The sequence below is a fragment of the Ensifer sp. 22521 genome, from assembly GCF_052044795.1.
In the GTDB taxonomy this organism is placed as follows: Bacteria; Pseudomonadota; Alphaproteobacteria; order Rhizobiales; family Rhizobiaceae; genus Ensifer.
Genome location: NZ_JBQENM010000007.1, coordinates 88,967 through 109,806 on the forward strand (window position 1 = coordinate 88,967; position 20,840 = coordinate 109,806).

General features: G+C 62.7%; 24 protein-coding genes, 1 other RNA gene and 1 pseudogene. 16 read left to right on the forward strand and 10 right to left on the reverse strand.

Translation table 11 applies throughout. The features are described from left to right. Positions 1 to 42 precede the first annotated feature (42 nt). From ACTJKE_RS11860 to ssrA, 4 genes are all read right to left on the reverse strand, one after another. Positions 43 to 279, reverse strand: coding sequence for a ribbon-helix-helix domain-containing protein (locus ACTJKE_RS11860; protein WP_057253558.1), 237 nt, complete (start codon positions 277 to 279; stop codon positions 43 to 45). Between the two features lie 193 nt (positions 280 to 472). Then, positions 473 to 685, reverse strand: a complete 213-nt coding sequence (locus ACTJKE_RS11865; protein WP_057253560.1) for a DUF4169 family protein — start codon at positions 683 to 685, stop codon at positions 473 to 475. Positions 686 to 809: 124 nt separating this feature from the next. Beyond that, positions 810 to 1,322: an SspB family protein gene (locus ACTJKE_RS11870; RefSeq protein ID WP_057253562.1), complete on the reverse strand. Its 513-nt coding sequence runs from the start codon at positions 1,320 to 1,322 to the stop codon at positions 810 to 812. Between the two features lie 132 nt (positions 1,323 to 1,454). Beyond that, positions 1,455 to 1,814, reverse strand: a transfer-messenger RNA (tmRNA) gene (ssrA, locus tag ACTJKE_RS11875). A gap of 146 nt (positions 1,815 to 1,960) precedes the next feature. Between ssrA and ACTJKE_RS11880 the strand changes: the two genes are divergently transcribed. The 11 genes from ACTJKE_RS11880 to ACTJKE_RS11930 all read left to right on the forward strand — a co-directional run bounded on the left by ACTJKE_RS11880 (position 1,961) and on the right by ACTJKE_RS11930 (position 11,398). After that, complete coding sequence (locus tag ACTJKE_RS11880; RefSeq protein ID WP_440691847.1) at positions 1,961 to 2,269, forward strand: DUF2853 family protein; 309 nt, start codon at positions 1,961 to 1,963, stop codon at positions 2,267 to 2,269. Between the two features lie 203 nt (positions 2,270 to 2,472). Then, on the forward strand, positions 2,473 to 3,267 hold the full coding sequence (locus ACTJKE_RS11885; protein ID WP_113514380.1) for a thymidylate synthase: 795 nt from the start codon (positions 2,473 to 2,475) through the stop codon (positions 3,265 to 3,267). Positions 3,268 to 3,428: 161 nt separating this feature from the next. Further along, positions 3,429 to 4,034 (forward strand): glutathione S-transferase, encoded by a 606-nt coding sequence (locus tag ACTJKE_RS11890; protein ID WP_057254388.1) that lies wholly within the window; start codon positions 3,429 to 3,431, stop codon positions 4,032 to 4,034. After that, complete coding sequence (locus ACTJKE_RS11895; protein ID WP_057253568.1) at positions 4,027 to 4,563, forward strand: dihydrofolate reductase; 537 nt, start codon at positions 4,027 to 4,029, stop codon at positions 4,561 to 4,563. Before ACTJKE_RS11890 ends, ACTJKE_RS11895 begins: the two co-directional genes overlap by 8 nt. Before the next feature lie 155 nt (positions 4,564 to 4,718). Beyond that, positions 4,719 to 5,828 (forward strand): FtsH protease activity modulator HflK, encoded by a 1,110-nt coding sequence (gene hflK, locus ACTJKE_RS11900; RefSeq protein ID WP_058321274.1) that lies wholly within the window; start codon positions 4,719 to 4,721, stop codon positions 5,826 to 5,828. After that, a complete protein-coding gene (hflC, locus tag ACTJKE_RS11905; RefSeq protein ID WP_057253572.1) occupies positions 5,825 to 6,748 on the forward strand; it encodes a protease modulator HflC in 924 nt (307 codons plus the stop codon). Before hflK ends, hflC begins: the two co-directional genes overlap by 4 nt. Before the next feature lie 7 nt (positions 6,749 to 6,755). Beyond that, the gene (locus ACTJKE_RS11910; RefSeq protein WP_057253574.1) at positions 6,756 to 6,941 is read left to right on the forward strand and encodes a DUF2065 domain-containing protein; all 186 of its coding nucleotides are present in this window, start codon (positions 6,756 to 6,758) and stop codon (positions 6,939 to 6,941) included. 6 nt (positions 6,942 to 6,947) lie between these two features. After that, entirely contained in the window at positions 6,948 to 7,334 is a 387-nt protein-coding gene (locus ACTJKE_RS11915) for an ACT domain-containing protein (protein ID WP_057253576.1), read from the forward strand. Positions 7,335 to 7,684: 350 nt separating this feature from the next. After that, a complete protein-coding gene (locus tag ACTJKE_RS11920; protein WP_057253578.1) occupies positions 7,685 to 9,166 on the forward strand; it encodes a DegQ family serine endoprotease in 1,482 nt (493 codons plus the stop codon). A 341-nt stretch (positions 9,167 to 9,507) separates the two neighbouring features. Beyond that, positions 9,508 to 10,287 carry an RDD family protein gene (locus ACTJKE_RS11925; RefSeq protein WP_440691848.1) on the forward strand — a complete coding sequence of 260 codons (780 nt, stop codon included), beginning with the start codon at positions 9,508 to 9,510 and terminating at the stop codon, positions 10,285 to 10,287. A gap of 214 nt (positions 10,288 to 10,501) precedes the next feature. Next, complete coding sequence (locus ACTJKE_RS11930; RefSeq protein WP_440691849.1) at positions 10,502 to 11,398, forward strand: LysR substrate-binding domain-containing protein; 897 nt, start codon at positions 10,502 to 10,504, stop codon at positions 11,396 to 11,398. Positions 11,399 to 11,681: 283 nt separating this feature from the next. Here ACTJKE_RS11930 and ACTJKE_RS11935 read toward each other — a convergent pair whose 3' ends face one another. Beyond that, complete coding sequence (locus tag ACTJKE_RS11935; RefSeq protein WP_440691850.1) at positions 11,682 to 12,257, reverse strand: GNAT family N-acetyltransferase; 576 nt, start codon at positions 12,255 to 12,257, stop codon at positions 11,682 to 11,684. Continuing rightward, positions 12,254 to 13,141 carry a phosphoserine phosphatase SerB gene (gene serB, locus ACTJKE_RS11940; protein ID WP_440691851.1) on the reverse strand — a complete coding sequence of 296 codons (888 nt, stop codon included), beginning with the start codon at positions 13,139 to 13,141 and terminating at the stop codon, positions 12,254 to 12,256. Before serB ends, ACTJKE_RS11935 begins: the two co-directional genes overlap by 4 nt. Here serB and miaA point away from each other — a divergent pair. Together miaA and ACTJKE_RS11950 are read left to right on the forward strand one after the other, a co-directional pair. Then, positions 13,140 to 14,078 carry a tRNA (adenosine(37)-N6)-dimethylallyltransferase MiaA gene (miaA, locus tag ACTJKE_RS11945; RefSeq protein WP_440691852.1) on the forward strand — a complete coding sequence of 313 codons (939 nt, stop codon included), beginning with the start codon at positions 13,140 to 13,142 and terminating at the stop codon, positions 14,076 to 14,078. The genes serB and miaA overlap by 2 nt on opposite strands. Further along, complete coding sequence (locus ACTJKE_RS11950) at positions 14,075 to 14,362, forward strand: hypothetical protein (protein ID WP_440691853.1); 288 nt, start codon at positions 14,075 to 14,077, stop codon at positions 14,360 to 14,362. Before miaA ends, ACTJKE_RS11950 begins: the two co-directional genes overlap by 4 nt. Before the next feature lie 28 nt (positions 14,363 to 14,390). On the opposite strand, the gene ACTJKE_RS11955 is transcribed toward ACTJKE_RS11950, so the two are convergent. From ACTJKE_RS11955 to ACTJKE_RS11970, 4 genes and pseudogenes are all read right to left on the reverse strand, one after another. Beyond that, positions 14,391 to 14,792: a VOC family protein gene (locus ACTJKE_RS11955; protein ID WP_440691854.1), complete on the reverse strand. Its 402-nt coding sequence runs from the start codon at positions 14,790 to 14,792 to the stop codon at positions 14,391 to 14,393. A 236-nt stretch (positions 14,793 to 15,028) separates the two neighbouring features. Next, positions 15,029 to 17,104 carry an ATP-binding protein gene (locus tag ACTJKE_RS11960; protein WP_440691855.1) on the reverse strand — a complete coding sequence of 692 codons (2,076 nt, stop codon included), beginning with the start codon at positions 17,102 to 17,104 and terminating at the stop codon, positions 15,029 to 15,031. Positions 17,105 to 17,151: 47 nt separating this feature from the next. Further along, positions 17,152 to 17,451 carry an AzlD family protein gene (locus ACTJKE_RS11965; RefSeq protein ID WP_065374924.1) on the reverse strand — a complete coding sequence of 100 codons (300 nt, stop codon included), beginning with the start codon at positions 17,449 to 17,451 and terminating at the stop codon, positions 17,152 to 17,154. Continuing rightward, positions 17,448 to 18,172 (reverse strand): annotated as a pseudogene (locus ACTJKE_RS11970) (AzlC family ABC transporter permease). Before ACTJKE_RS11970 ends, ACTJKE_RS11965 begins: the two are co-directional and overlap by 4 nt. A gap of 118 nt (positions 18,173 to 18,290) precedes the next feature. Between ACTJKE_RS11970 and ACTJKE_RS11975 the strand changes: the two are divergent. The 3 genes from ACTJKE_RS11975 (at position 18,291) to ACTJKE_RS11985 (ending at position 20,804) form a co-directional block, all read left to right on the forward strand. Then, positions 18,291 to 18,755, forward strand: a complete 465-nt coding sequence (locus ACTJKE_RS11975; protein ID WP_141679430.1) for an Lrp/AsnC family transcriptional regulator — start codon at positions 18,291 to 18,293, stop codon at positions 18,753 to 18,755. A 174-nt stretch (positions 18,756 to 18,929) separates the two neighbouring features. Next, positions 18,930 to 20,027 carry a calcium/proton exchanger gene (gene cax, locus ACTJKE_RS11980; protein WP_057253595.1) on the forward strand — a complete coding sequence of 366 codons (1,098 nt, stop codon included), beginning with the start codon at positions 18,930 to 18,932 and terminating at the stop codon, positions 20,025 to 20,027. Between the two features lie 408 nt (positions 20,028 to 20,435). Beyond that, on the forward strand, positions 20,436 to 20,804 hold the full coding sequence (locus ACTJKE_RS11985; protein WP_440691856.1) for a hypothetical protein: 369 nt from the start codon (positions 20,436 to 20,438) through the stop codon (positions 20,802 to 20,804). The last annotated feature ends 36 nt before the right edge of the window (positions 20,805 to 20,840 follow it).

A 20,840-nucleotide genomic window follows, 5' to 3' on the forward strand; every position in this document is an offset into this window, starting at 1 on the left:
CGCTGTAGGTGATTTCTTGTTGTTGGCGCAATGGGTTGCGCGTCAGTTCGCGTCAGGCGACGGCAGCGCAAGTTTCGATTTCAGCCATTCCAGCACGTAGACCCGTAGCGCCGAGGAAAGGTTGCTATCGGGCGTGCGCTGGTCGTCGATTTCGGCGATGAGTTGCGCGAGCGGCATCGCCCTTGTCTCGGCGATCGCCTTCAGTTCCTGCCAGAACGCGTCTTCGAGCGAGAAGCTGGTGCGGTGGCCGTGCAGGGTCGCGGAGTGCTTACGGATCATTGTCCGGTCTCTGGATCAAAATGACTTTGGGGCGGATCGCCCCGTAAACGGGATCGATTGTAATAAGTTGGAGCGTGCTGCGGCGGAAAGTTGCCGCACGCGGGCTGCGGGATCGATTCAACTGCTTGGCAATTCGATTCGAAAAGCGGTCGCAAGTCCTTGCTCCGGAAGCCTTTTCTTCGGGAAGGGCGGCTCAGTCCTTGCTGTCGCCGCCTTCGTCCTTGGCCGGCCGCTCGATGCGGCCCTGGTCAAGGCGGGTCTCCGCCTTGTCGTTCAGCGCCTTTGTCAGGGATTTTTCAGCCTTGGTGCGGCCGAAGGAGATGCGGTTCTGTTCGGCCTGTTTTTCCTTTTCCGTGCGCTGCTGGCGCTTGCGGAACTGGCGCAGATTGACGACGTCGCCGGTCATGATCCGATGCTCCTTCAGCGCTGCGCGTCCTCAACGCGCAAAGGTCGCTGTAGCACTTCGCGTGGCTGCATGATCCTGGCCGCCCAATCGGCTGCGACTGGAGGCGGCTTGCAGCCGGTGGTGATCAGTTCTTCTTGCGGAAGGAATCGAGCGAAACGACGGAGCCGCCGCCGTTCTTCGGTTCGGTAGGCTTGTCTTCCTTGGCCGTGGCTTCGCCGTTTTCTTCCGGGACCGGATAGGCGGTGATTTCGGCCGATTCCACTTCCTCTTCCTCGCCGGCGGCGACATCGAACTCCAGCTCGAAATTGACCGAGGGGTCGTAGAAGCCGCGGATGGCGTTGAACGGGATCACCAGGCGTTCCGGCGTGTCGGAGAAGGAAAGCCCGATCTCGAAGCCGACGTCAGTGACCTTCAGTTCCCAGAACTGGTGCTGGACGACGATGGTCATCTGCTCGGGATACTTCGCCTTGAGGTGCTGCGAGATGCGCACGCCCGGCGCGCCGGTCAGGAAGGTGATGAAAAAGTGGTGTTCGCCGGGAAGATGGCCTGTCGTGGCGACTTCGGTCAGGACCTTGCGGATGACGCTGCGGAGCGCGTCCTGTGCCAGAATGTCGTAGCGGATGTGGTCCTGGCCCATGAGTGTCCCGTCTTTCCTCGAACTCAATCTTACTGCTTGCTGCCGGCTAGCCGCCGTCACGCTTCATTGCCCATCCACAAGGGACGAGTCAATTATTTGAGCATCTATAGACCATTTCGAGGCGGGGGAGAAGGTGAAGGCTTCTGTTGCCAGGTGCCTTCGGACCCCGCCTTACGGTGCTACCCGGAAGGACTTGATTTGAAGTGTCGCACCGCGATTAAGCAGCGAGACGTGCTTCAGCATAGTTGTCGTTTGCAACTATAAGTTTAGCCCGATAACGGTGGTACAATGCCGAGCAAAAAGTCGATCTTTACGCCCTTGTCGATCCTATTTCGCCCCCATCAAAAGCCGACCCTCAGGAGATCGGTTTTTGGTGGAGGCGCCGGGTACCGCCCCCGGGTCCAATGGGTTTATTTCATCGCCCGTTTATTGCCATAGCCGCCCGAAGACGGCACCGTTCATATAGGTCTTTCCTGTCTCCAAGAAAAGGGGGATGTGTCGGATATATGACTTTGTCCCGGACTGTGCCGGCCCCGAACCGCCTTGACTTGACCGGCATCCATGAAAAACTCCCGCTGCTGCATGCGGCAGGCATTGTCCGGCCGCAGTTTCGAGAAACAAAGCAACCTGGAGGCCTCATGACGGACTACCTCGCAGATGTGCAGAAATACGACGGCGGCGCCGACGAGGCGATCGTGAACAAGATCGTGCGTCACCTTGGGATTGCGCTTCGCAACAAGGATTCTTCGCTCGTGTCGGCGACCGATCCGAAGGAGCTCGAGCGGGTCAAGGAGAAATGGTGCGAGAAGAAGCTCGGCATCAGCGGCGGCGATGCGGATACGGCGATCGCCGCCACGGTCAAGGAGATGTCTGCCGATCGCTCCAAGTCGCGCGTTACCTTCTATTACCTGGTGGCGAAGAACCTCGGGAAGCTGCAAGCGCTGTAGATCACGATGGTTTTGGGTCGATTGACCCAAAACCATAAACGTGATCGCCTCTCATAGTTAGAGCGGGATGAGGAAAAGCGCGTGCACTTTTCCTCATCCCGCTCTAGGGCAGCCGAATTATCCGGGATAATCGTCCCTTGGTCATTGGTTCGCCGCCGGCTTCGTCCTAAATTCAGGGCAATACGAATCGGCGGCGCCAGACCATGCAGCAATATCTCGACCTTCTCGACCATGTGATGACCAACGGAACCGATCGGGGCGACCGGACGGGTACGGGCACGCGCTCGGTCTTCGGCCACCAGATGCGCTTCGACCTCGCCGAAGGTTTCCCGGTTCTGACGACCAAGAAGCTGCACCTGCGCTCGATCATCCATGAACTGCTCTGGTTCCTGAAGGGCGATACCAACATTGCCTACCTCAAGGAAAACGGCGTCACCATCTGGGACGAATGGGCCGACGAAAACGGCGATCTCGGCCCGGTCTACGGCTATCAGTGGCGCTCCTGGCCGGCGCCGGATGGGCGTCACATCGACCAGATCGAAGGCCTCGTCGAAAGCCTCAAGACCAACCCGAATTCGCGCCGCCACATCGTTTCGGCCTGGAACCCGGCGCTGGTGGACGAAATGGCGCTACCGCCCTGCCACTGCCTGTTCCAGTTCTACGTGGCGGACGGCAAGCTCTCCTGCCAGCTCTATCAGCGCTCCGCCGACATCTTCCTCGGCGTGCCGTTCAACATCGCGTCCTACGCGCTTTTGACGATGATGGTGGCGCAGGTGACCGGCCTGAAGCTCGGCGATTTCGTGCACACGCTCGGCGATGCGCATATCTACCACAACCATTTCGAACAGGCCCGGCTGCAGCTGACCCGCACGCCGAAGGCGTTGCCGCGGATGGAAATCAATCCTGACGTGAAGGACCTGTTTTCTTTCTGCTTCGAAGACTTTACGCTCGTCGGCTACGAAGCTGATTCAACGATCAAGGCGCCGATCGCGGTCTAAGGCATCTGGGCGGGGCGGACCCGCCTGCGCGCCAGCGACGACCCGGCGTGTGCGGGTGGGCCTCGCTGCCATGCCTGACAATACGGGCGTGGCCATGGAGCCGATTGGCGAGGGCTGCAGCGGAGAGTGGCCGGGGAGGGCTGGCCCTCAAGGGAGGTATGATGCTCACACTGATCCATGCGCCCTTGTCGCGGTCGTCGCGCATCGTCTGGCTGCTTGAGGAACTGGGTGCCGAATACGAGATCCGCTACGTCTCGATCCGCCGCTGGGATGGCTCCGGCGCGCCGGACGATAACAATCCGCATCCGCACAAGCAGGTGCCGGCGCTCATTCACAACGGCGCAGTGATCTGGGAATCGGCGGCGGTCGTGCAATATCTGACCGACCTCCATCCCGATTGCAGCCTCGGTCGGCCGCCCGGTCACAAGGAGCGCGGCGCCTATCTCTCCTGGCTCGCCTATTATGCCGGGGTGATCGAGCCGACGGCGCTCGCCCATATCTCCGGTGCGACCATCAACAATCCGGCGCAGGCGCGGCTCTACAACGAAATGTGCGCTCATGTGATCGACGTGCTCACCCGCCGGACCTATCTGCTCGGCGAAACGATGAGTGCGGCCGACCTGCTGCTCGCAAGCGCGCTGCAATGGATGCGCAAGATCCTGCCGGAAAGCACGGTGGTCGACCGCTACATCCGCGTGGTGACGGACCGGGCGGCCTACGACCGGGCAAGGGAAATCGACAGCAAACCGAACGGGTTCCATGACTGAAACGAAGAGCATCCATCCGAAGATATCGATCGTCGTCGCCGTTGCCGCCAACGGCGTCATCGGGCGAGACGGCGATCTGCCCTGGCGGCTTTCGACTGACCTCAAGCGCTTCAAGGCGCTGACGATCGGCAAGCCGGTGATCATGGGGCGCAAGACCTGGGCTTCGCTGAACCGTCCGCTGCCTGGCCGAGCCAATATTGTCATCACCCGCAACACGGATTTTGTCGCCGAAGGCGCTGATGTCGTGCCATCGCTCGATGCCGCGATCGCGGTCGCGAACCGCGAGGCTCAGGCGGCGGGCGTCGATGAGATTTGCGTTATCGGCGGCGGCGAGATCTATCGCCAGTCGATCGGCATGGCGGATATCCTGCATGTGACCGAGGTCCAGGCCGAGGTCGACGGTGACACGCGCTTTCCTGATATCGACGCGCAAGTCTTCGAGAAGGTGTTCGAAGAGGACCTGCCGCAGGGCGAAAAGGACAGTCATGCCATGCATTTCGTTACCTGGAAGCGGCGTGCGACAGCCTGACGCGCCGGATCGTCAACTATTTTGAACCATTTACGGTGAACTCGGGCCTATCGCGTTGAAAGCGGTGCGGGTGATACCTATAACGGTTTCACATCGTAAACGACCGCGCGGTGGCGCGGCCGTTTGGCGTGGGAAGTGTCAATAGAGAGGTTTTGATGCCCTGGAGCAATCAGAATGGCGGCGGCGGCCCATGGGGCGGCGGCGGCGGCGGCAATCAGGGCCCATGGGGCCAGGGGCCCAATCGGCCGCGTGGCGGCAAGGGTGGCCCGCCGGATCTGGAAGAGATCATTCGCCGTGGTCAGGACCAGCTTAAGAATGTCGTTCCCGGCGGTTTCAACGGCGGTGTCTTCGCCATCGTCGGCCTGCTGATCGTCGGCTTCATCCTGATCAATTCGATCTACACGGTGCAGCCAGACGAGCGCGGCGTCGAAATGCGCTTCGGCAAGCCGAAGGAAGAAATTTCGATGCCGGGCCTGCACTATCACTTCTGGCCGCTCGAAACGGTCGAGATCGTCAAGGTGACGGAGCAGCAGCAAAACATTGGCGGGCGCACTGGTGGTCAGTCCAATTCGGGCCTGATGCTCTCCGGCGACCAGAACATCGTCAACGTGCAGTTCTCGGTGCTCTACTCGGTCACCGACCCGAAGGCCTATCTGTTCAACGTCGAGAACCCGTCCGACACGCTGCAGCGGGTCGCAGAAAGCGCCATGCGCGAAGTCGTCGGCCGCCGTCCGGCCCAGGACATCTTCCGCGACAACCGTCAGGCAATCGCCGCCGACGTGAAGAGCACGATCCAGGCGACGATGGACACCTATGGTGCCGGCGTCTCCGTCAACACCGTCGCGATCGAGGATGCGGCGCCGCCGCGCGAAGTGGCCGACGCCTTCGACGAAGTGCAGCGTGCCGAACAGGACGAAGACCGCTTCGTCGAAGAAGCCAACCAGTACGCCAACCAGGTGCTCGGCAAGGCCCGCGGTCAGGGCGCGCAGATCCGTGAAGAGGCGGCCGCCTACAAGGACCGCGTCGTCAAGGAATCACAGGGTGAGGCGCAACGCTTTATCTCGGTCTATGACGAATATTCCAAGGCGCCCGAAGTCACCCGCAAACGTCTCTATCTCGAAACGATGCAGGGCGTTCTCGGCAAGTCGAAGAAGGTCATCATCGACGAGAAGAACGGGCAGGGCGTTCTGCCCTATCTGCCGCTGAATGAAATTGGCCGGCCTGCCCAGTCGGGTGCAGCAGCAGCAGCGGGAGCAGCACAGTGATCAACAATCGTACCTCAGTCATCCTGATCCTGCTCGCCGTCGTCTTCGTCGGTCTCTATTCGTCGATCTTCGTGGTCAACGAACGCCAGCAGGCGATCGTCGTCCGCTTCGGTCAGATCCAGGACGTCAAGGCCGAGCCGGGCCTCTACTTCAAGCTGCCCTTCGCCTTCATGGATGCCGACCGCGTGCAATATGTCGAAGACCAGGCGCTGCGCTTCGACCTCGACAACATCCGCGTCCAGGTCTCGGGCGGCAAGTTCTATGAAGTCGATGCCTTCGTCGTCTACAAGATCGCCGATCCCCGCCGCTTCCGCGAAACCGTTTCGGGCGACCGCGATTCGGCCGAGGCACGTCTGCGCACCCGTCTCGACGCATCGCTGCGCCGCGTCTACGGTCTGCGTGGCTTCGAAGCGGCACTGTCGGACGAGCGTGCATCGATGATGCGCGAAGTTCGCGCCGACCTCAAAACCGATGCCGAATCGCTCGGCCTCAACATCGAGGACGTTCGCATCCGTCGCACCGACCTGACGCAGGAAGTCTCGCAGCAGACCTTCGACCGCATGAAGGCCGAGCGCCTGGCCGAAGCCGAACTGATCCGCGCCCGCGGTAACGAAGCCGGCCAGCGTCGTCGCGCCATCGCCGACCGTCAGGTCGTCGAGATCGTCGCCGAGGCGCAGCGCGATTCGGAAATTCTGCGCGGTGAGGGCGAAGCCGAACGGACGAGGACCTTTGCCGACGCCTTTGCGCGCGATCCGAAGTTCTTCGAATTCTACCGCTCGATGGCGGCCTATACCCAGTCGATCGGTAGCCCGGACACGACGCTTGTGCTTTCGCCGCATTCGGAATTCTTCCGTTACTTCAACGACTCCGAAGGCACTGCACCGGCTGCCGCGGCGCCGCCAGCAACCACCGGGAACTAGGCGGGCGATGTCAGATTTCCTGACGGGAATCGCTTTCTTCCTGATCATCGAGGGGCTGGTGTACGCACTGGCCCCTTTGGTTTTGGTGGAAATGGCGAAGCGTTTGCCGTATGTCCCCGAACATCAGCTTCGACTGGCGGGGCTCTTTTCCGTGGCTGCCGGGGTCGGACTTGTATGGTTGCTTCGAGGATAATGCGAAATGCCACATAAACTGCTGATCCGGCTGGTCGATGCCGAATACGCGATCACCCGCCTCACTATCGGCTCCAGCATACCGGAATGGTTGCCGGGGCCGGGCTTCTGGACGGTGTCGAGCTCCCGCGAGGAGATGACGCTGGTCTGCCGAGCCGCCCGCGTGCCTTCCAGCGTCCAGAGCTCGCTCGGCTGGCGCTGCTTCCGCGTCGAACAGCACTTTGCCTTTGACGTTCCCGGCGTGCTCTCGTCCGTGCTCAGGCCGCTTTCGGCCGCCGGCGTCGGCGTCTTCGCCAATTCGACCTTCAGCACCGACTATGTCTTCGTCGCCGGTTCCGATCTCGACAAGGCGGTGCAGGCCCTGAAAGACCACGGGCACGACCTGACGACCTGACACGTCGCGCCTCCTTCCAAGAAGACGCAGCCGGTACCCTCCAGCCTTTCGCAGTCCTCTGCGCGGGGATCAGGAAATCGTGTGTGGACGCTTCCGAATTCCGCCTTATCTTCAGGTGAAAATCGAAAGTCGCGCGGTTTGCGGATTGCGTCGACGGTTCCTACCGCATAGGCGCTCTTGCCGGTTCCGGTCGACACAAAATTGTGCGAAGAATCAAAGTGCTATGGCGCCCGGCGCCGTAGGCAGGAGAGGTGGCGGCCAAGAGAAGCGGTCGACCATCGAACAGCCAGAGGAGCTTAAGCGACTTGTCCACGCGAACGAAATTCCGAGCTCACTCGCTTGGCGCCACCTTGGGCGTTCTGGCGCTGACAAGCGCGCTTGCCTTCAGCAGCACGGCGCTCGCCCAGAACACGGCCATTCGCCCGCCGACCAACGGTCCCGCTTCCGTTGCCGATCTCGCCGCCGGGCTGCTGGACGCGGTCGTCAACATCGCGACCTCCCAGAAGGTCAAGAACGACGACGATGCGCCGGCACCGCAGGTGCCGGAGGGCTCGCCCTACCAGCCCTATTTCGACGAGTTCTTCAAAGGGCAGGGTGGCCAGGGCGGTAACCGCCAGCGCACCGTTGATTCGCTCGGCTCCGGCTTCGTCATTGATCCCACCGGCTTCATCGTCACCAACAACCACGTTATCGAAGGCGCCGACGATATCGAGATCAACTTTGCCAATGGCAGCAAGCTCAAGGCCAAGCTCGTCGGCAAGGACACCAAGACCGATCTCGCGGTCTTGAAGGTGGAGCCGAAGACGCCGCTGAAGGCGGTGCCTTTCGGTGATTCCCGCAAGATGCGCATCGGTGACTGGGTGATGGCGATCGGCAATCCGTTCGGCCTCGGCGGCTCGGTTTCCGTCGGCATCATCTCGGCGCGCGGCCGCAACATCAATGCCGGTCCCTACGACAACTTCATCCAGACGGACGCGGCGATCAACCGCGGCAACTCCGGCGGGCCGCTCTTCAACATGGCCGGCGAAGTGATCGGCATCAACACCGCGATCATCTCGCCGTCGGGTGGCTCGATCGGCATCGGCTTCTCGGTACCGACGGAGCTTGCCGCCAACGTCGTGCTGCAGCTCAAGGATTTCGGCGAGACCCGGCGCGGCTGGCTCGGCGTCCGTATCCAGCCGGTGACCGACGATATCGCCGAGAGCCTGAAGATGGCGACGCCGCATGGCGCGCTCGTCTCCGGCATCATCGAGGGCGGGCCGATTGCCCATGGCGAGATCAAGGCCGGCGACGTCATCGTCAAGTTCGACGGCCGTGACGTCACGGAGATGCGCGATCTGCCGCGTGCCGTTGCCGAAAGCCCTGTCGGCAAGGCGGTCGACGTGGTGGTCGTCCGTGACGGCAAGGAGCAGACGGTCAAGGTGACGCTCGGTCGCCTCGAAGATGGCGATGAGGTCGCTGCCGCGCCGGCGGCGACAACCAACGACGAGACGCAAAAGCCGGACAAGCCCGAAGCAGCCCCGCTGCCCGCGACCGATGTCGTGCTCGGCATGAAGCTTGCGACGCTGAACGAGGAGACGCGGAAGAAATACGGCATTGCCGAAGACGTGGACGGCGTTGTCATCACCGAGGTCTCGCCGAATTCGGCGGCGGCGGAACGCCGTGTCGAGCCAGGCGACGTGATCGTCGAGGTCGGCCAGGAGGCGATGGATACGCCCGGCGACGTTGCCGATCGCGTCGAGGAGCTGAAGTCGAACGGCCGCCGCAACGCGCTCTTGATGCTCTCCAGCAAGACCGGCGAACTGCGCTTCGTCACGGTGCGGGTGGAGTAAGGCGAGCCCGCCACGATGGCCAGCCGCCGCCGCGTGTTTTGCTGCAGTCCTGCCGCCGATTGTCGAGTCTTTTCAGTGCGATCGGCGGACAGGCTTGAGGATAGAATCCACCTGTTCAGTTTTTGATTCAGATCTCTTCCGGTCGTGGTTTGCGGGCGCCCCTCATCCTGCGTCCGCGACCAGAAAGGGGCGTACGGTTGTCCGCGTTTCCTTCAGAGTTGCATGCGATTATGGCGACGAAGCGGCTGGCGCGGGTAGGGCAGGTATTGATTTCCCCGCAAGGTTGTCCTTACACCTAGCGAACTGGGGTCGAACAGATCCCATTGCGCCGGGGGAATCTGATGACGGACAGCGTTGAGAATGTCGTATCGCGCGCAGGCTTCTGGCGACGAGCCATAGCATTCCTCATAGACTTTATGCTTGTCGCCCTGCCGATGCAGGCTGTGGTCGTCGTTCTGTTCATGCTAACCGGCGGAGCCGTGCAGGCCAGTTTTGGTTTCCATAGTACGGTTTGCGAAGATATCGGTGATCTTCTGATAGCGCCTACGCCACCGCCACCAGCCGATTACAATAGCGTCGTTGAATGCCGGGTTACGTTGGCTGGGTTCGACCTGAAAAGAACTTTGACGGTCAGCAAGATTACCGTTGAAGCTGGGACCACGACCCGGATTTCGCAAACCTATTATCTGGGACCAGACGGGAAACAACGCGACGTCTGGCCCGTCGATTTCTTCGGCTTTATTGTATTCCTGGCGTATCTCGTGGTGCTGGAAAGCCGCCGCGGCGCGACGCTCGGTAAGCAGTTGCTTTCCATCAGAACGGCGAGCCATCGGGATGCCTTCGCCGTTGGCGTACCTGTCCGTTCGGCTTTGCTGCGTTACGCCGTGATGTTTGCTGCGGTCGTTCCCGGCATGCTGGTGACGTTGGGATTTGAACTCGCTGTGGCACATGGGGCCTGGGACCCGTTTGTTCTGCTCACCCACCCTTTCTTCGTCGGCGCCAACATTCTCGCAGGGCTCATATTCGTCGGATGGTTTGCTTGGATTACCGTGAGTGTCATCCGAAAGCGGGACCCCGTTTACGATCGTGCTGCCGGAACCTCGGTCTGGGTGAGGCGTTGAGGCGCCGCAGACTAACAGTCGCCACTCTCTGCCGCTCGAGGGTGCATGCAGGACTTCCTGCGGGCCGGCTGGAAGGTCATCAGCCGCAGGGCTTCGAACAGGATGTCGATGATCGCGAGCATGACCGCACCTCCTTTCTGACCTTTATTTCACCGCACTTGCCCCTGTCCCTCAAACGAGTTTACTGTCGGCTTCGGATAACTTGAGGTTATGCATGAAGCGCGGACGATTGCCCCTGACGGCGCTGCGGAGTTTCGAGGCGGCGGGACGGCTGGAGAGCTTCACGCTGGCCGCCGCCGAGCTTTTCGTTTCGCAGGCCGCGATCAGCCGGCAGGTGCGCGAGCTCGAGGACCTGATCGACCGGCCGCTGTTCGAACGGGATCATCGCAGCGTCCGGCTGACGGCTGATGGCCGCGTGCTGCTTGGCGTGCTGACGTCGGCATTCGACATGGTCGGAGAGAGCCTGGATGTGCTTTCGGGGCGGCGGCTCTCGCAGACGCTGAAGGTCAGCGCCGAGCCTTCCTTTGCCGGGTGCTGGCTGGTGCCGCATCTGCAGGAGTTTCAGGAGGCGCACCCGGAGATTGACCTGGTGATCGATGCCGATCCGCGGCTTTCCGAGTTTCGCAGCGGCGAGGCCGACATCGCCATCCGCCACAGCTTGACCGCCGTTTCATGGCCGCGGGTGGAGGCGCGGCTGCTGGCGCGCGTGCAGATGATCCCGGTGATCGCACCGGCGCTGGCCGCCTCGGGGCGGCCGCTTGTTCACCCCGAGGACCTGATGCAGCACGCGCTTCTGCACGAGGATAACCGTGCGCTCTGGGAGCAATGGTTCGCGGCTGCGGGTGCCGCACCCGTCAAGCTGGAACGCGGCGCTATCTTCGCCGATGGCTCGATGGTGCTGCAGGCGACCGTGCGGGGCAGCGGCGTCGGTCTGATCGACCGTGACCATGCGCTCGATGACCTTGCGGCCGGACGGTTGATGCGGCCCTTCGATGTCTCGGTGCCCTATGGGGCGTTCTTCCTCGTGACGCGGCGTTTCGAGGCGCTTTCCAATGCCGCGCGGGCGTTTGTCGACTGGATCGAGCGGAGCTATCCGGGGTGTGTGCGGTAGCGGTGACGTGTGCTTTGCAAATTGCAGCGTGCCCCTCACTGTCCTGCCGGACATCTCTCCCCGCAAGCGGGGAGAGAGACGCCAGTCGCGAAATGGCTGCCTCAATCAATGTCGACGAATGCCGAGTTTGCCAATTCCATTCGCCTTGTCGAGGGAAACAGCAGAGCCCCTCGACATGCTCTAGCCTAGCAGTTGCGGGCTGCGTGCTGGCTACTAGCCACTCTCTCCCCGTCTCACGGGGAGAGATGTCCGGCAGGACAGTGAGGGGCTGCCTTCGATGGGGCTACTTCCTCGGCTTCAAACACTCTTCTCGCCATTCCCCAGCGCTGATGGCGTAGAGCACGTGGGGGACGAGCGCCGGCTGGTCGGCGGGGACGCGGGGGTGGTCGAAGTCGCGGGTGGCGTCGCGGTGCAAGCCGAGCCGTTGCATGACCGCCGTCGAGCGGCTGTTGGCGGCGATCGCGAAGGAGACCACCTCGTCGAGCCCCTTTTCCTCGAAGGCGTAGCGCAGGAGCTCTGAGGCGGCTTCCGTGACAAAGCCCTTGCCCCAATAGGATGGCGCCAGTCGCCAGCCGATCTCGACCGTTCCCTTGGGCAGGTGTGGCTCCAGGTCGGTCAAGGCGAGGCCGCAGAAGCCGATCGGCCGGTCGTCGGCCTTCAGCGCTATCGCGAAGAAACCCAGACCGGTCTCGGCAATGCCGCGGCCGACACGATCGAACAGCGCGTCGGCCTCCGCGCGGTTGCGGCGGAAGGGGAAGAACTCCATGACCTTCGGATCGCTGTTGATCGCGAAGAAGAGATCGCGGTCGCTTTCCTTCCAGGCGCGAATCCGCAGCCGCTCGGTCTCGGAGATGATCATCCGACGAAATCCGTCTTGCGATAGCCCTGCAGATAGAGAAGGGCGGTCAGGTCGCCGTGGTCGATGCGGACCTTGGCCTGTTCGGCGACCACAGGCTTGGCATGCAGCGCCACGCCGGTGCCCGCAAGCTGGATCATGCCGAGATCGTTGGCACCGTCACCAACGGCAAGGGCCTCGTCCGTCGAGATAGCGAGGCGGTCGGCGATGTCGATGAGGGCATCGACCTTGGCCTGCTTGCCGAGGATGGGATTGGCGACCTCGCCGGTGAGGAGGCCCTCTTCGGCGATCAGCGTGTTGGCGCGGTTCTCGTCGAAGCCGAGCATCTCGGCGATCGGTCCGGTGAAGACGGTGAAGCCGCCGGAGACGAGCGCGGTGTAATGCCCCTTGCTCTTCATCGTCGCGATCAGGGTGCGTCCGCCTGGCGTCAACGTAATGCGCTTGGCAATCACCTCGCCGACGACGCTGAGTGGCAGGCCCTTCAGAAGCGCGACGCGCTCGATCAGCGCCGGCTCGAAGGCGATCTCGCCGTTCATGGCGCGGGCGGTGATGGCCGCCACCTTGTCCTTGAGGCCGACTTCAGCGGCGAGCTCGTCGATACATTCCTGGCCGATCATGGTCGAATCCATGTCGGCGATCAAAAGCCGCTTGCGGCGGCTTTCGGCGTCCTGCACGGCGACGTCGATCGGCGCGCCGCCGATTGCACCGCGCAGCAGGGTTTCGGCCGCATCCGGATCGGTGCCGTCGGCAAGCGCGATATCGCAGGCGACGCCATCGGCCAGCCAATAGAGGCCGGACGCCTTGACGGCATCGGCGGCGGCTTCCGCGAGTGCTGGCGTCAGAACAGGATTTGACGGATTGGCGATAAGCGTGGCAACGAGAGCCATGGACAATAACCTTGAAACCGAGAGCGACGCGATCCTGATAACCGGGCCGACCGCCAGCGGCAAGTCTGCGCTTGCGGTCGAACTGGCGCGCCGGCATGGCGGCGTGGTCGTCAATGCCGACAGCATGCAGGTCTATGACACGCTGCGATTGTTGACGGCCCGGCCGGATGATCAGGATATGGGCGGCGTGGAGCACTGTCTCTATGGCCATGTACCGGCCGCCGCAGCCTATTCCACCGGCGCCTGGGTGCGCGAGGCGCAGGCGCTGGTCGCCAGGCTCAAGCAGGAGGGGCGGATGCCGGTCTTCGTCGGCGGCACCGGGCTCTATTTCAAGGCGCTGACCGGCGGTCTCTCGGACATGCCCGAGATCCCGACCGCGATCCGCGAGCGGCTGCGCGAACGGCTGAAGGCTGAAGGGCCCGAAGCCCTGCATCGCGTGCTCGAGGCCAAGGACCCGGAGACGGCGGCGACCTTGAACGTCGGCGACGGCCAGCGGATCGTCCGGGCGCTCGAAGTGGTGGAGGCGACCGGCAAACCGATCCGCTTCTTCCAAAAGCAGAACGGCCCGATGATCGTCGATCCGGACCGGGCGGAAAAATACGTGGTGCTGCCGGAGCGAAAGCTCCTGCACGACCGCATCAATCGCCGTTTCGAGCTGATGCTTTCGGGAGGCGCGATCGACGAAGTGCGGACGCTGCTTTCGCTCGACCTGCCGCCGGAAATGCCCCTCATGAAGGCGATCGGCGTCAGCCAGATTGCGGCACTCTTGAGGGGCGAACTCGACGAGGCCGAGGTGATCGAGATGGGGGCTGCGGCAACGCGGCAATATGCCAAGCGCCAGATGACCTGGTTCCGCAACCAGCTCGACGAGAGCTGGCGGCGCATCGAGCGCGCCGAGGCCGTGTTGTCGAGCGGAGGGGCCAACTCCCGACCATGAAAAACGAGCAGAAATCACTTCCCGACAGCGCGGAAATCCGCCTTTCTCCGGATGAAGCCCTCGTACTTTTCGACCTTCTTTCCCGTTGGTGCGAGGAGAATGATGCTCCCACGCCGGGCGCGGAATGCTTCGAAAGCACCGCTGAATGCGCTGTGCTGCACGGGCTGCTTGCGGATCTGGAAAAGCAACTGGTCGCACCTTTTCGGGCAGACTACGCCGACGTCGTCAATGAGGCCCGTCTCCGGCTTGAGGCATCGTGGGACTATGCCGATTTGAGGGGCTGACCGTCAGTCTCGCTCGGCAGAGTTGCGCTCAGGCCGCCAAATTCAGCTGCCAGGAAACGCCGAAGCGGTCGTTGATCCAGGTAAAGCGCTGGCTGAAACCGTAGTTGTCGAGCGGCATCAGCACGGCGCCGTCCTCGACCAGCATGGTCGCGAGCGTGATGATCTCGTCCTCGCTCTGGCATTCGACGAAGAAGGAGAAGGACGGGGTGAAATCGAAGGCGTGCTTGACCGGGCTGTCGATGCACTTGACCCTCTGTGCGCCGAGCCGGAAGAGCGCGACCTTGATGCTGCCTTCAGGACCCTGCTCGCCCGGGCCATAGTGTTCGATCTCCAGCACCTCGGCATTCGGGAAGAGCGAGATGTAGAAGGCCATGGCTGCCTCTGCCACGCCATCCTGGAACATCAAGAAAGGGGTTACGCTTGCGACCATGGCGGCCTCCTGACGTCGTTTTCGTTGAGTGCGTGAAGATCTGCCGGCCGTTCGCGCCACAGGATTGCGCAGACCAACGACGGCGCGCTGCAAAGGTTCCGTGGCATTCCAGAAGTCTTGCGGCCGCACCTTTGGATGAGCGCCCGGATCACGAGGCAATCATGACCCGTACTCTATCAGTGGCCCAATTTCCCTGGCAAGGCGGGGTGTCGCGCAAGGGGCGACAGGAATTTGCGCTAGGTCTTGCGGATGATGCTGCCGAGCGGCCGTTTCAGCAGGCTTTCCCGGAGCGACCCTGCGCGCGGTCGATCGCCCGCGGCGGGCGGCGAATCGTGTGCCGTCGGCGGCGGCGCCCCGAAGCGAGGCGCGGGCTGCTCGGCCGCGGGCTTTTCGTTCAGAAGCTGTTGGCGGATCTGGTTGAAGCGCTCCAGCTCGGGATTGGCGGAAATGGTGCTGCGTGGAAGCATGTCCGGGCGGTAGGGCTCGGCAGAGAGGGCCTCGTCGGCGAAGCCATGCTCCGCCTCGCTTGCGGATGTGGAGCCGAGTTCGCTGTCCCAGCGCTGCTCTTCGCTGCCGGTCGTTGCCGCAATGTAGCTCTGCTGGAAGCCGGAAATATCCGGCCCGTTGATCGCCCGCATGCGGCTGACGATCGAACGCAGGTCGACGGTTGGCGGTGCGTCCTCGTCGATCCGGTCGACGATGCCGTGGGCGCGCGGCAGGCGCTCTTCCGCGATACGGTTGAAACGCATGCGCATCGGCACCGCGACGGCCTCGCCGAAGGCGATCGCTTCGCCGTTGCCGATCGAGGAGATGAAACTGGTGGTCGAGGTCGAGGAGTTCGGAATGGCCGAACGGATGATCTCCTGGTCGCGGTCGTTGGCAAGCCGCATGGCAAAGACCGTCGAGCACTGAGAAAGGATCGTCGGGTCGAGCTCGCCGGGGCGCTGGGTAATGACGCCGAGCGAGACGCCGTATTTGCGGCCTTCCTTGGCGATGCGGGCAATCGCCTGGCGGGTCGGCAGGAAGCCGAGCGAGGGATCGGCCGGCACGTAGCGGTGCGCCTCTTCGCACACGACAAGCATGTGAATGCCGCCATTGCTCCACAGGCCGATTTCGAAGGCCATGCGGCAGAGCACCGAAGCGACGGAATTGACGACTTCCGAGGGAATGCCGGCAAGTTCGAAGGTGGCGATCGGCTTTCCATCGCCGGGAATGCGGAAGATCTTGGCGATCGTGTCCTGGATCGTGTCGGTGATGGTGTTCGAGGAGAACATGAAATGGTAGCGCGGATCGTTGATTGCCGAGACGATCTTGACCTTCAGCGAGCGCAGATGCGGCTTGTCGTTGCGCCCCTCGAGCCGGCCGATGCGCTCGTCGATCAGCGCCAAGAGGTCTGCGATGCGGTAGGGCACCGGCGTATCCGCGGTGATCGAGCTTTTCTCGGTCTGGCGCCGCATGAGGCCGGATTCGCCACCCCGGAAAGCCTTCTTCGCTTCGGGAATGATGTCGCGCAGCATGTCGAGCTCGTCCGGTGGCGCGGGGCGGCCGCGGAAGATCACCTCGGCGAATTCCTCGAGGCGGAAGAACCAGAAGGGCAGGTCGAGCGTGTCGGTGTCGATGACGACCGCAAGCTCCGGGAAGGCGGCGGCGAACTCGTTGTGCGGGTCGAGGATCAGCACGCGCAGCTTCGGATCCGAGGCGATCGCCTTGTTGAGCAGCAGCGTGACTGCGGTCGATTTACCGACGCCGGTCGTGCCGACGATGGCGAAGTGCTTGGCCAGCATCGAGGGAACGTGGATCGTCGCGTCGAGGCTTTCATCCTGGGTGAGCTTGCCGATGATGCAGCTGTCGCTGCGGCCGGAATCGTAGATGCGGGCAAGGTCGGCCGCGCGAATGCGGTGCACGATGGCGCCGAGATAGGGATATTGGCTGATGCCGGCGGAAAACGCCTCGCGCCCATCGGCCCCCCTGTGGACCTCGCCCATCAGTTCGACTTCGATGCGGAAGGTGTTGTTGGCTTCCTCGCCCCATTCGGCAGAGGCGGTCTGCATGGAATAGACCAGCGCCACGACACGGTTTCTGCCGACGGAGATCGAGATCAGCCGCCCGACCGACCAGAGTTCGGTCAGCGACGTTTCGCCGTTTTCGGCGACGGCAGCGATCGTGGCGCGCGCGCCGCTGCACGCGACGACACGCCCCAGGAACCGGTTGCCGGGCTTCAGGCCGTCACGGCGATCCTGCTCTCCTGCGCGGATTGAGGAATGAAGATCATTGTTCAGCAACGCAAAAACCCCGGCATCACGGTCGCTCATGTTAGCCGGGGGGATTTAACAAGTGGTTTCGCGGATTTGCGCGACGGTCAGCCCAGGACGTGGCGCAGGATGCCGGCCGAGGCGACACCGATCAGCACGGTCGGCAGCAGCGACAACCGGGTGGCGGCCACAAGCGTGACCGCCAGCGCGATCAGGCTTGCCGGTTTGTCGGAGACGAAGTCCGGAGCGATGACCGAGATCAGCACGCAGCCCGGTGCAGCCTCCATTACGGCGGTTGCCCGATAGCCGAGCGTGCGGCCGCGCAGCGCCAGATAGCCAAGCGCGCGGGTCATGTATGTGACCGACGCCATCAGCAGGATGGTGAGAAGAGTCGATGTGTCGATCATGGCTGCTTCGCAAGGAGATAGCTGGAGATGAGGCCGGAGAGCGCACCGGCTGCCACATCCAGGCGCCGGGGACAAACAGGTAGACGAGGGCGGCGGTCACGAGACTGACGAGCCAGGGGCGGGCGGTGCGCAGCCCGGTCCACATGCCCTTGAGCAGCACAAGGAACACCGCGGGGAAGGCCATGTCGAACCCATAGACCTCGACGTCGCCGATCATCGGGCCGATTGCCGCACCGACAGCGGTGAAGGCCATCCAGCAGGCCCAGAGCGCGATGCCGGCGCCGAGGAAGTAGGGCATGCTAAAGACAGACCGGGCACGCGCATCGGCAAGCCCCATCGCCCAGCTTTCATCACACATGAAAAACAGCGCCGGCAAAACCTTCCGTTTCGGTAAGGCGCCGAGAAAGGGTGCCAGCGCGGCCCCCATCAAAAGGTGCCGGCTGTTGATCAGGAAGGTGATGGCGACGATCAGCGCGATATGCGGCGGCGAGGTCCACAGATCGATGGCGGCGAATTCCGAGCCGCCGCCGAAATTGAAGCCGGTCATCAACGGGACCTCCGCCGGACTCAGGCCCTTCTGCGCGGCCTGTGCCCCAAGCACCAGCGCGAAGGGAACAAAGCCGATCTGGACCGGCACGGCTGCGGTCAGCCCCCGGAGGAATTCGCTGGCCCCGACAGGTTTTGCGACCTCGCCGAGGGTATCCAATTCTATGCTGCTCATGGCGTCTCCTTTGGTGGCGGAGACTAGCCATGCGGCCGCGCAATCGGGTTGCTTTTATGCTTCGCAATTGCGAAAATTTGGCATCTGTATGTAAAATGAGAGAGAAAAGAGGCATCCGATGCCAATCGAACTTGACGCCATCGATCGGCGGATTCTTGCCGCCCTGCAGCGAAACGGCCGCCTGCAGAACGTGGAGCTTGCCAGGGAGGTGGGGCTTTCGCCTTCACCCTGTCTCCGGCGCGTGAAGCTCCTGGAAGACGCCGGCGTAATCAGCCGTTACGTCGCGCTGCTCGACGCTTCCAAAGTCGGCATGGGCCTCACGGTCTTTGCCCGGGTGTGGCTGAAGGGGCAGGACGCCAAGTCGGTCGACGACTTCAACGAGGCGGTGAAGCGTCTGCCGGAGATCGTCGAATGCCACCTTATGGCCGGCGAATGCGACTTCCTGCTCCGGATCGTCGCCCGCGATCTCGACGACTACAGGCGCTTTCAGATCGAGCACCTGACCCGGATCAAGGGGGTGCAGAGCGTCAAGACGGATGTGCCCATGCAGAAGGTGAAGCTCTCGACGGAGCTGCCGCTGTGACCTGGAGCGTCTGCGCGGCGATCTCGTGGCGCGGCTGGTCAACGGTAGCGCGTGCGACTTGATAAAAGTCAATGCGCCTTTGCCGGAAGCGGAATAATCCTATGCCCTGACCAACAGCATCCAGCCGGACATGGCATCCGGTTTAGGCTTGCCGGTTGGCGGGGGGAGGCGGCCATGGGCAGTGCATTTGATTACGTGCGCCGGACACCCATTCTCTGGCTTCTCGTTTTCGTCCCCCTGGCGATCGCGGGCGAGCACATCTGGCCGGGGGCACACACTTTGCTGTTCCTCCTTTCGGTGGCTGCCATCGTGCCGCTTGCGGCCCTGCTCAGCCAGGCGACGGAGTCCGTCGCGGCACGAACCGGCGATACGATCGGCGCGTTGCTCAACGCGACGCTCGGCAACCTGACGGAACTCGTCATCGCGCTGATGGCGCTCGCCGCCGGTCAGTATCTGTTGGTCAAGGCCTCGATCGCCGGCGCCATCGTCACCAATACGCTCTTCATGCTCGGAGGCTCGTTCCTCTTCGGCGGACTGCGCTATCACCTGCAGGAGTTCAACCGGGTGAATGCGCGCTTCCTGGCGAGCCTTCTGTTCATGGCGACGGTCGCGGTTCTCGTGCCGTCGCTCATCGGCGCAGCCGACGGACAGCCGCAGACGCCCTTCACCCAGCAATTGAGCGCCGGCCTGTCTGTTGTCCTGATCGTCGTCTACGGGCTCTGGATGCTGTTTTCGCTCAGGACCCATCGCGAACTTTTCATCTCCGCCGGCTCCGGGCATGGCGGAGAGGAGGCGCATTGGCCGCTGGCGACCGGTATCGGCGTGCTTCTGGCGGTGACCGTGCTGGTGGCGCTCGTCAGCGAGGTTTTCGTCGGCTCGGTGCAGGTGGCGGCAGAAGAGCTTGGCATGACGCCGGCCTTCGTCGGCTTCGTCGTCGTCGCGCTCGTCGGGGCCGCCGCCGAGATGGCGACCGCCTTTTCCGCCGCGCGCAAGGACCGGCTCGACCTGAGCGTCGGCATCGCGCTCGGCAGCGCGGTGCAGATCGCTCTCTTTGTCGCGCCGCTGCTGGTGCTCTTGAGCTATGTGCTCGGGCCGCAGCCGATGGACCTGCAGTTCTGGCCGGGGGCCATCGTGATGATGCTGGTCGCGACCATGGCGGCGACGCTGCTGTCGAATGCCGGCCGTTCTGCCTGGTACATGGGCGTGCTGGCGCTGACGGTCTACGTGATCTTCGGCATGACCCTGTTCCTGCTGCCACCACAACAGCCGTGAGACGCGGCTTCCGTCTGGTCGACGATATCAAGGGATCTTCGGGCGGGATGGCGGGGATCGAGGTGGCGCGCGGCTGCCGGCTATTTGGGGGAGTTCATGTCGAATACGACCCAGCGGAAGAACAGGTAGATCGCAGCAAAGCTGATGACGAGCGGCATCAACACAGGGAGGTCAAGCATATCATTGCCCTTGGTTTGAAGCTGCATCATGCAGCAATGCGAATCTTCCACGGCAAGTGTTAATGCGGGGTGCACGAACAGCGTTCGCCCCTAAAACTTTGTCGTTTTATCAGGCTTGACCTCAACTATAGTTGAGCTCCTACAAACCCTTCCATGACGACGCGCGGAGCGTCATTCCCGGTTCTAGCCCGGCCCGGGGAGCCAGACGATAAGCGACATGGAGGACGGCATGACTGAGAAGCTGCTTTTTCGGAACCTGATGAGGATCACCCCCGGCCATCTCGATCCGTTCCGCGAGGCGGTGCTGAGCGCGATCGCCTTCGTTGAAACGCACGCACCGCAGCTGATGGCGCAGACCTTCATCGACGAGAAGGCGATGCAGGCGGTAAGTATCCAGCTCTATCGTAATTCGCAGGACGTGCTCCGACACTGGCAGATGTCCGACGCGCATATCCAGGATGTGTCTGCCCATTGCACGGTGGAGCGGCTCGAGGTCTACGGCAATCCGAGCGAGGCGGTGGCCAAGGGGCCTGCGCCCTTCATCGGTGACAGGCGCGGTTTCATCATGCCGCCGCTCACGGGCTTTTCGCGGTTCTGAAACCAATTCCGGTGTGAAACGGTTCCATGATCGGGC

Excerpts from the sequence above, each read along its gene's own strand:
- ACTJKE_RS11860 (WP_057253558.1), bottom strand. The coding sequence starts at position 279 with ATGATCCGTAAGCACTCCGCGACCCTGCACGGCCACCGCACCAGCTTC.
- hflK (WP_058321274.1), top strand. The coding sequence starts at position 4,719 with ATGCCCTGGAGCAATCAGAATGGCGGCGGCGGCCCATGGGGCGGCGGC.
- miaA (WP_440691852.1), top strand. The coding sequence starts at position 13,140 with ATGGACAATAACCTTGAAACCGAGAGCGACGCGATCCTGATAACCGGG.
- ACTJKE_RS11895 (WP_057253568.1), top strand. The coding sequence starts at position 4,027 with ATGACTGAAACGAAGAGCATCCATCCGAAGATATCGATCGTCGTCGCC.
- ACTJKE_RS11890 (WP_057254388.1), top strand. The coding sequence starts at position 3,429 with ATGCTCACACTGATCCATGCGCCCTTGTCGCGGTCGTCGCGCATCGTC.
- ACTJKE_RS11880 (WP_440691847.1), top strand. The coding sequence starts at position 1,961 with ATGACGGACTACCTCGCAGATGTGCAGAAATACGACGGCGGCGCCGAC.
- ACTJKE_RS11910 (WP_057253574.1), top strand. The coding sequence starts at position 6,756 with ATGTCAGATTTCCTGACGGGAATCGCTTTCTTCCTGATCATCGAGGGG.
- ACTJKE_RS11985 (WP_440691856.1), top strand. The coding sequence starts at position 20,436 with ATGACTGAGAAGCTGCTTTTTCGGAACCTGATGAGGATCACCCCCGGC.
- ACTJKE_RS11965 (WP_065374924.1), bottom strand. The coding sequence starts at position 17,451 with ATGATCGACACATCGACTCTTCTCACCATCCTGCTGATGGCGTCGGTC.
- ACTJKE_RS11975 (WP_141679430.1), top strand. The coding sequence starts at position 18,291 with ATGCCAATCGAACTTGACGCCATCGATCGGCGGATTCTTGCCGCCCTG.
- ACTJKE_RS11955 (WP_440691854.1), bottom strand. The coding sequence starts at position 14,792 with ATGGTCGCAAGCGTAACCCCTTTCTTGATGTTCCAGGATGGCGTGGCA.
- ACTJKE_RS11865 (WP_057253560.1), bottom strand. The coding sequence starts at position 685 with ATGACCGGCGACGTCGTCAATCTGCGCCAGTTCCGCAAGCGCCAGCAG.
- serB (WP_440691851.1), bottom strand. The coding sequence starts at position 13,141 with ATGGCTCTCGTTGCCACGCTTATCGCCAATCCGTCAAATCCTGTTCTG.
- ACTJKE_RS11950 (WP_440691853.1), top strand. The coding sequence starts at position 14,075 with ATGAAAAACGAGCAGAAATCACTTCCCGACAGCGCGGAAATCCGCCTT.
- ACTJKE_RS11930 (WP_440691849.1), top strand. The coding sequence starts at position 10,502 with ATGAAGCGCGGACGATTGCCCCTGACGGCGCTGCGGAGTTTCGAGGCG.
- ACTJKE_RS11935 (WP_440691850.1), bottom strand. The coding sequence starts at position 12,257 with ATGATCATCTCCGAGACCGAGCGGCTGCGGATTCGCGCCTGGAAGGAA.
- ACTJKE_RS11885 (WP_113514380.1), top strand. The coding sequence starts at position 2,473 with ATGCAGCAATATCTCGACCTTCTCGACCATGTGATGACCAACGGAACC.
- cax (WP_057253595.1), top strand. The coding sequence starts at position 18,930 with ATGGGCAGTGCATTTGATTACGTGCGCCGGACACCCATTCTCTGGCTT.
- ACTJKE_RS11925 (WP_440691848.1), top strand. The coding sequence starts at position 9,508 with ATGACGGACAGCGTTGAGAATGTCGTATCGCGCGCAGGCTTCTGGCGA.
- ACTJKE_RS11960 (WP_440691855.1), bottom strand. The coding sequence starts at position 17,104 with ATGAGCGACCGTGATGCCGGGGTTTTTGCGTTGCTGAACAATGATCTT.
- ACTJKE_RS11870 (WP_057253562.1), bottom strand. The coding sequence starts at position 1,322 with ATGGGCCAGGACCACATCCGCTACGACATTCTGGCACAGGACGCGCTC.
- ACTJKE_RS11915 (WP_057253576.1), top strand. The coding sequence starts at position 6,948 with ATGCCACATAAACTGCTGATCCGGCTGGTCGATGCCGAATACGCGATC.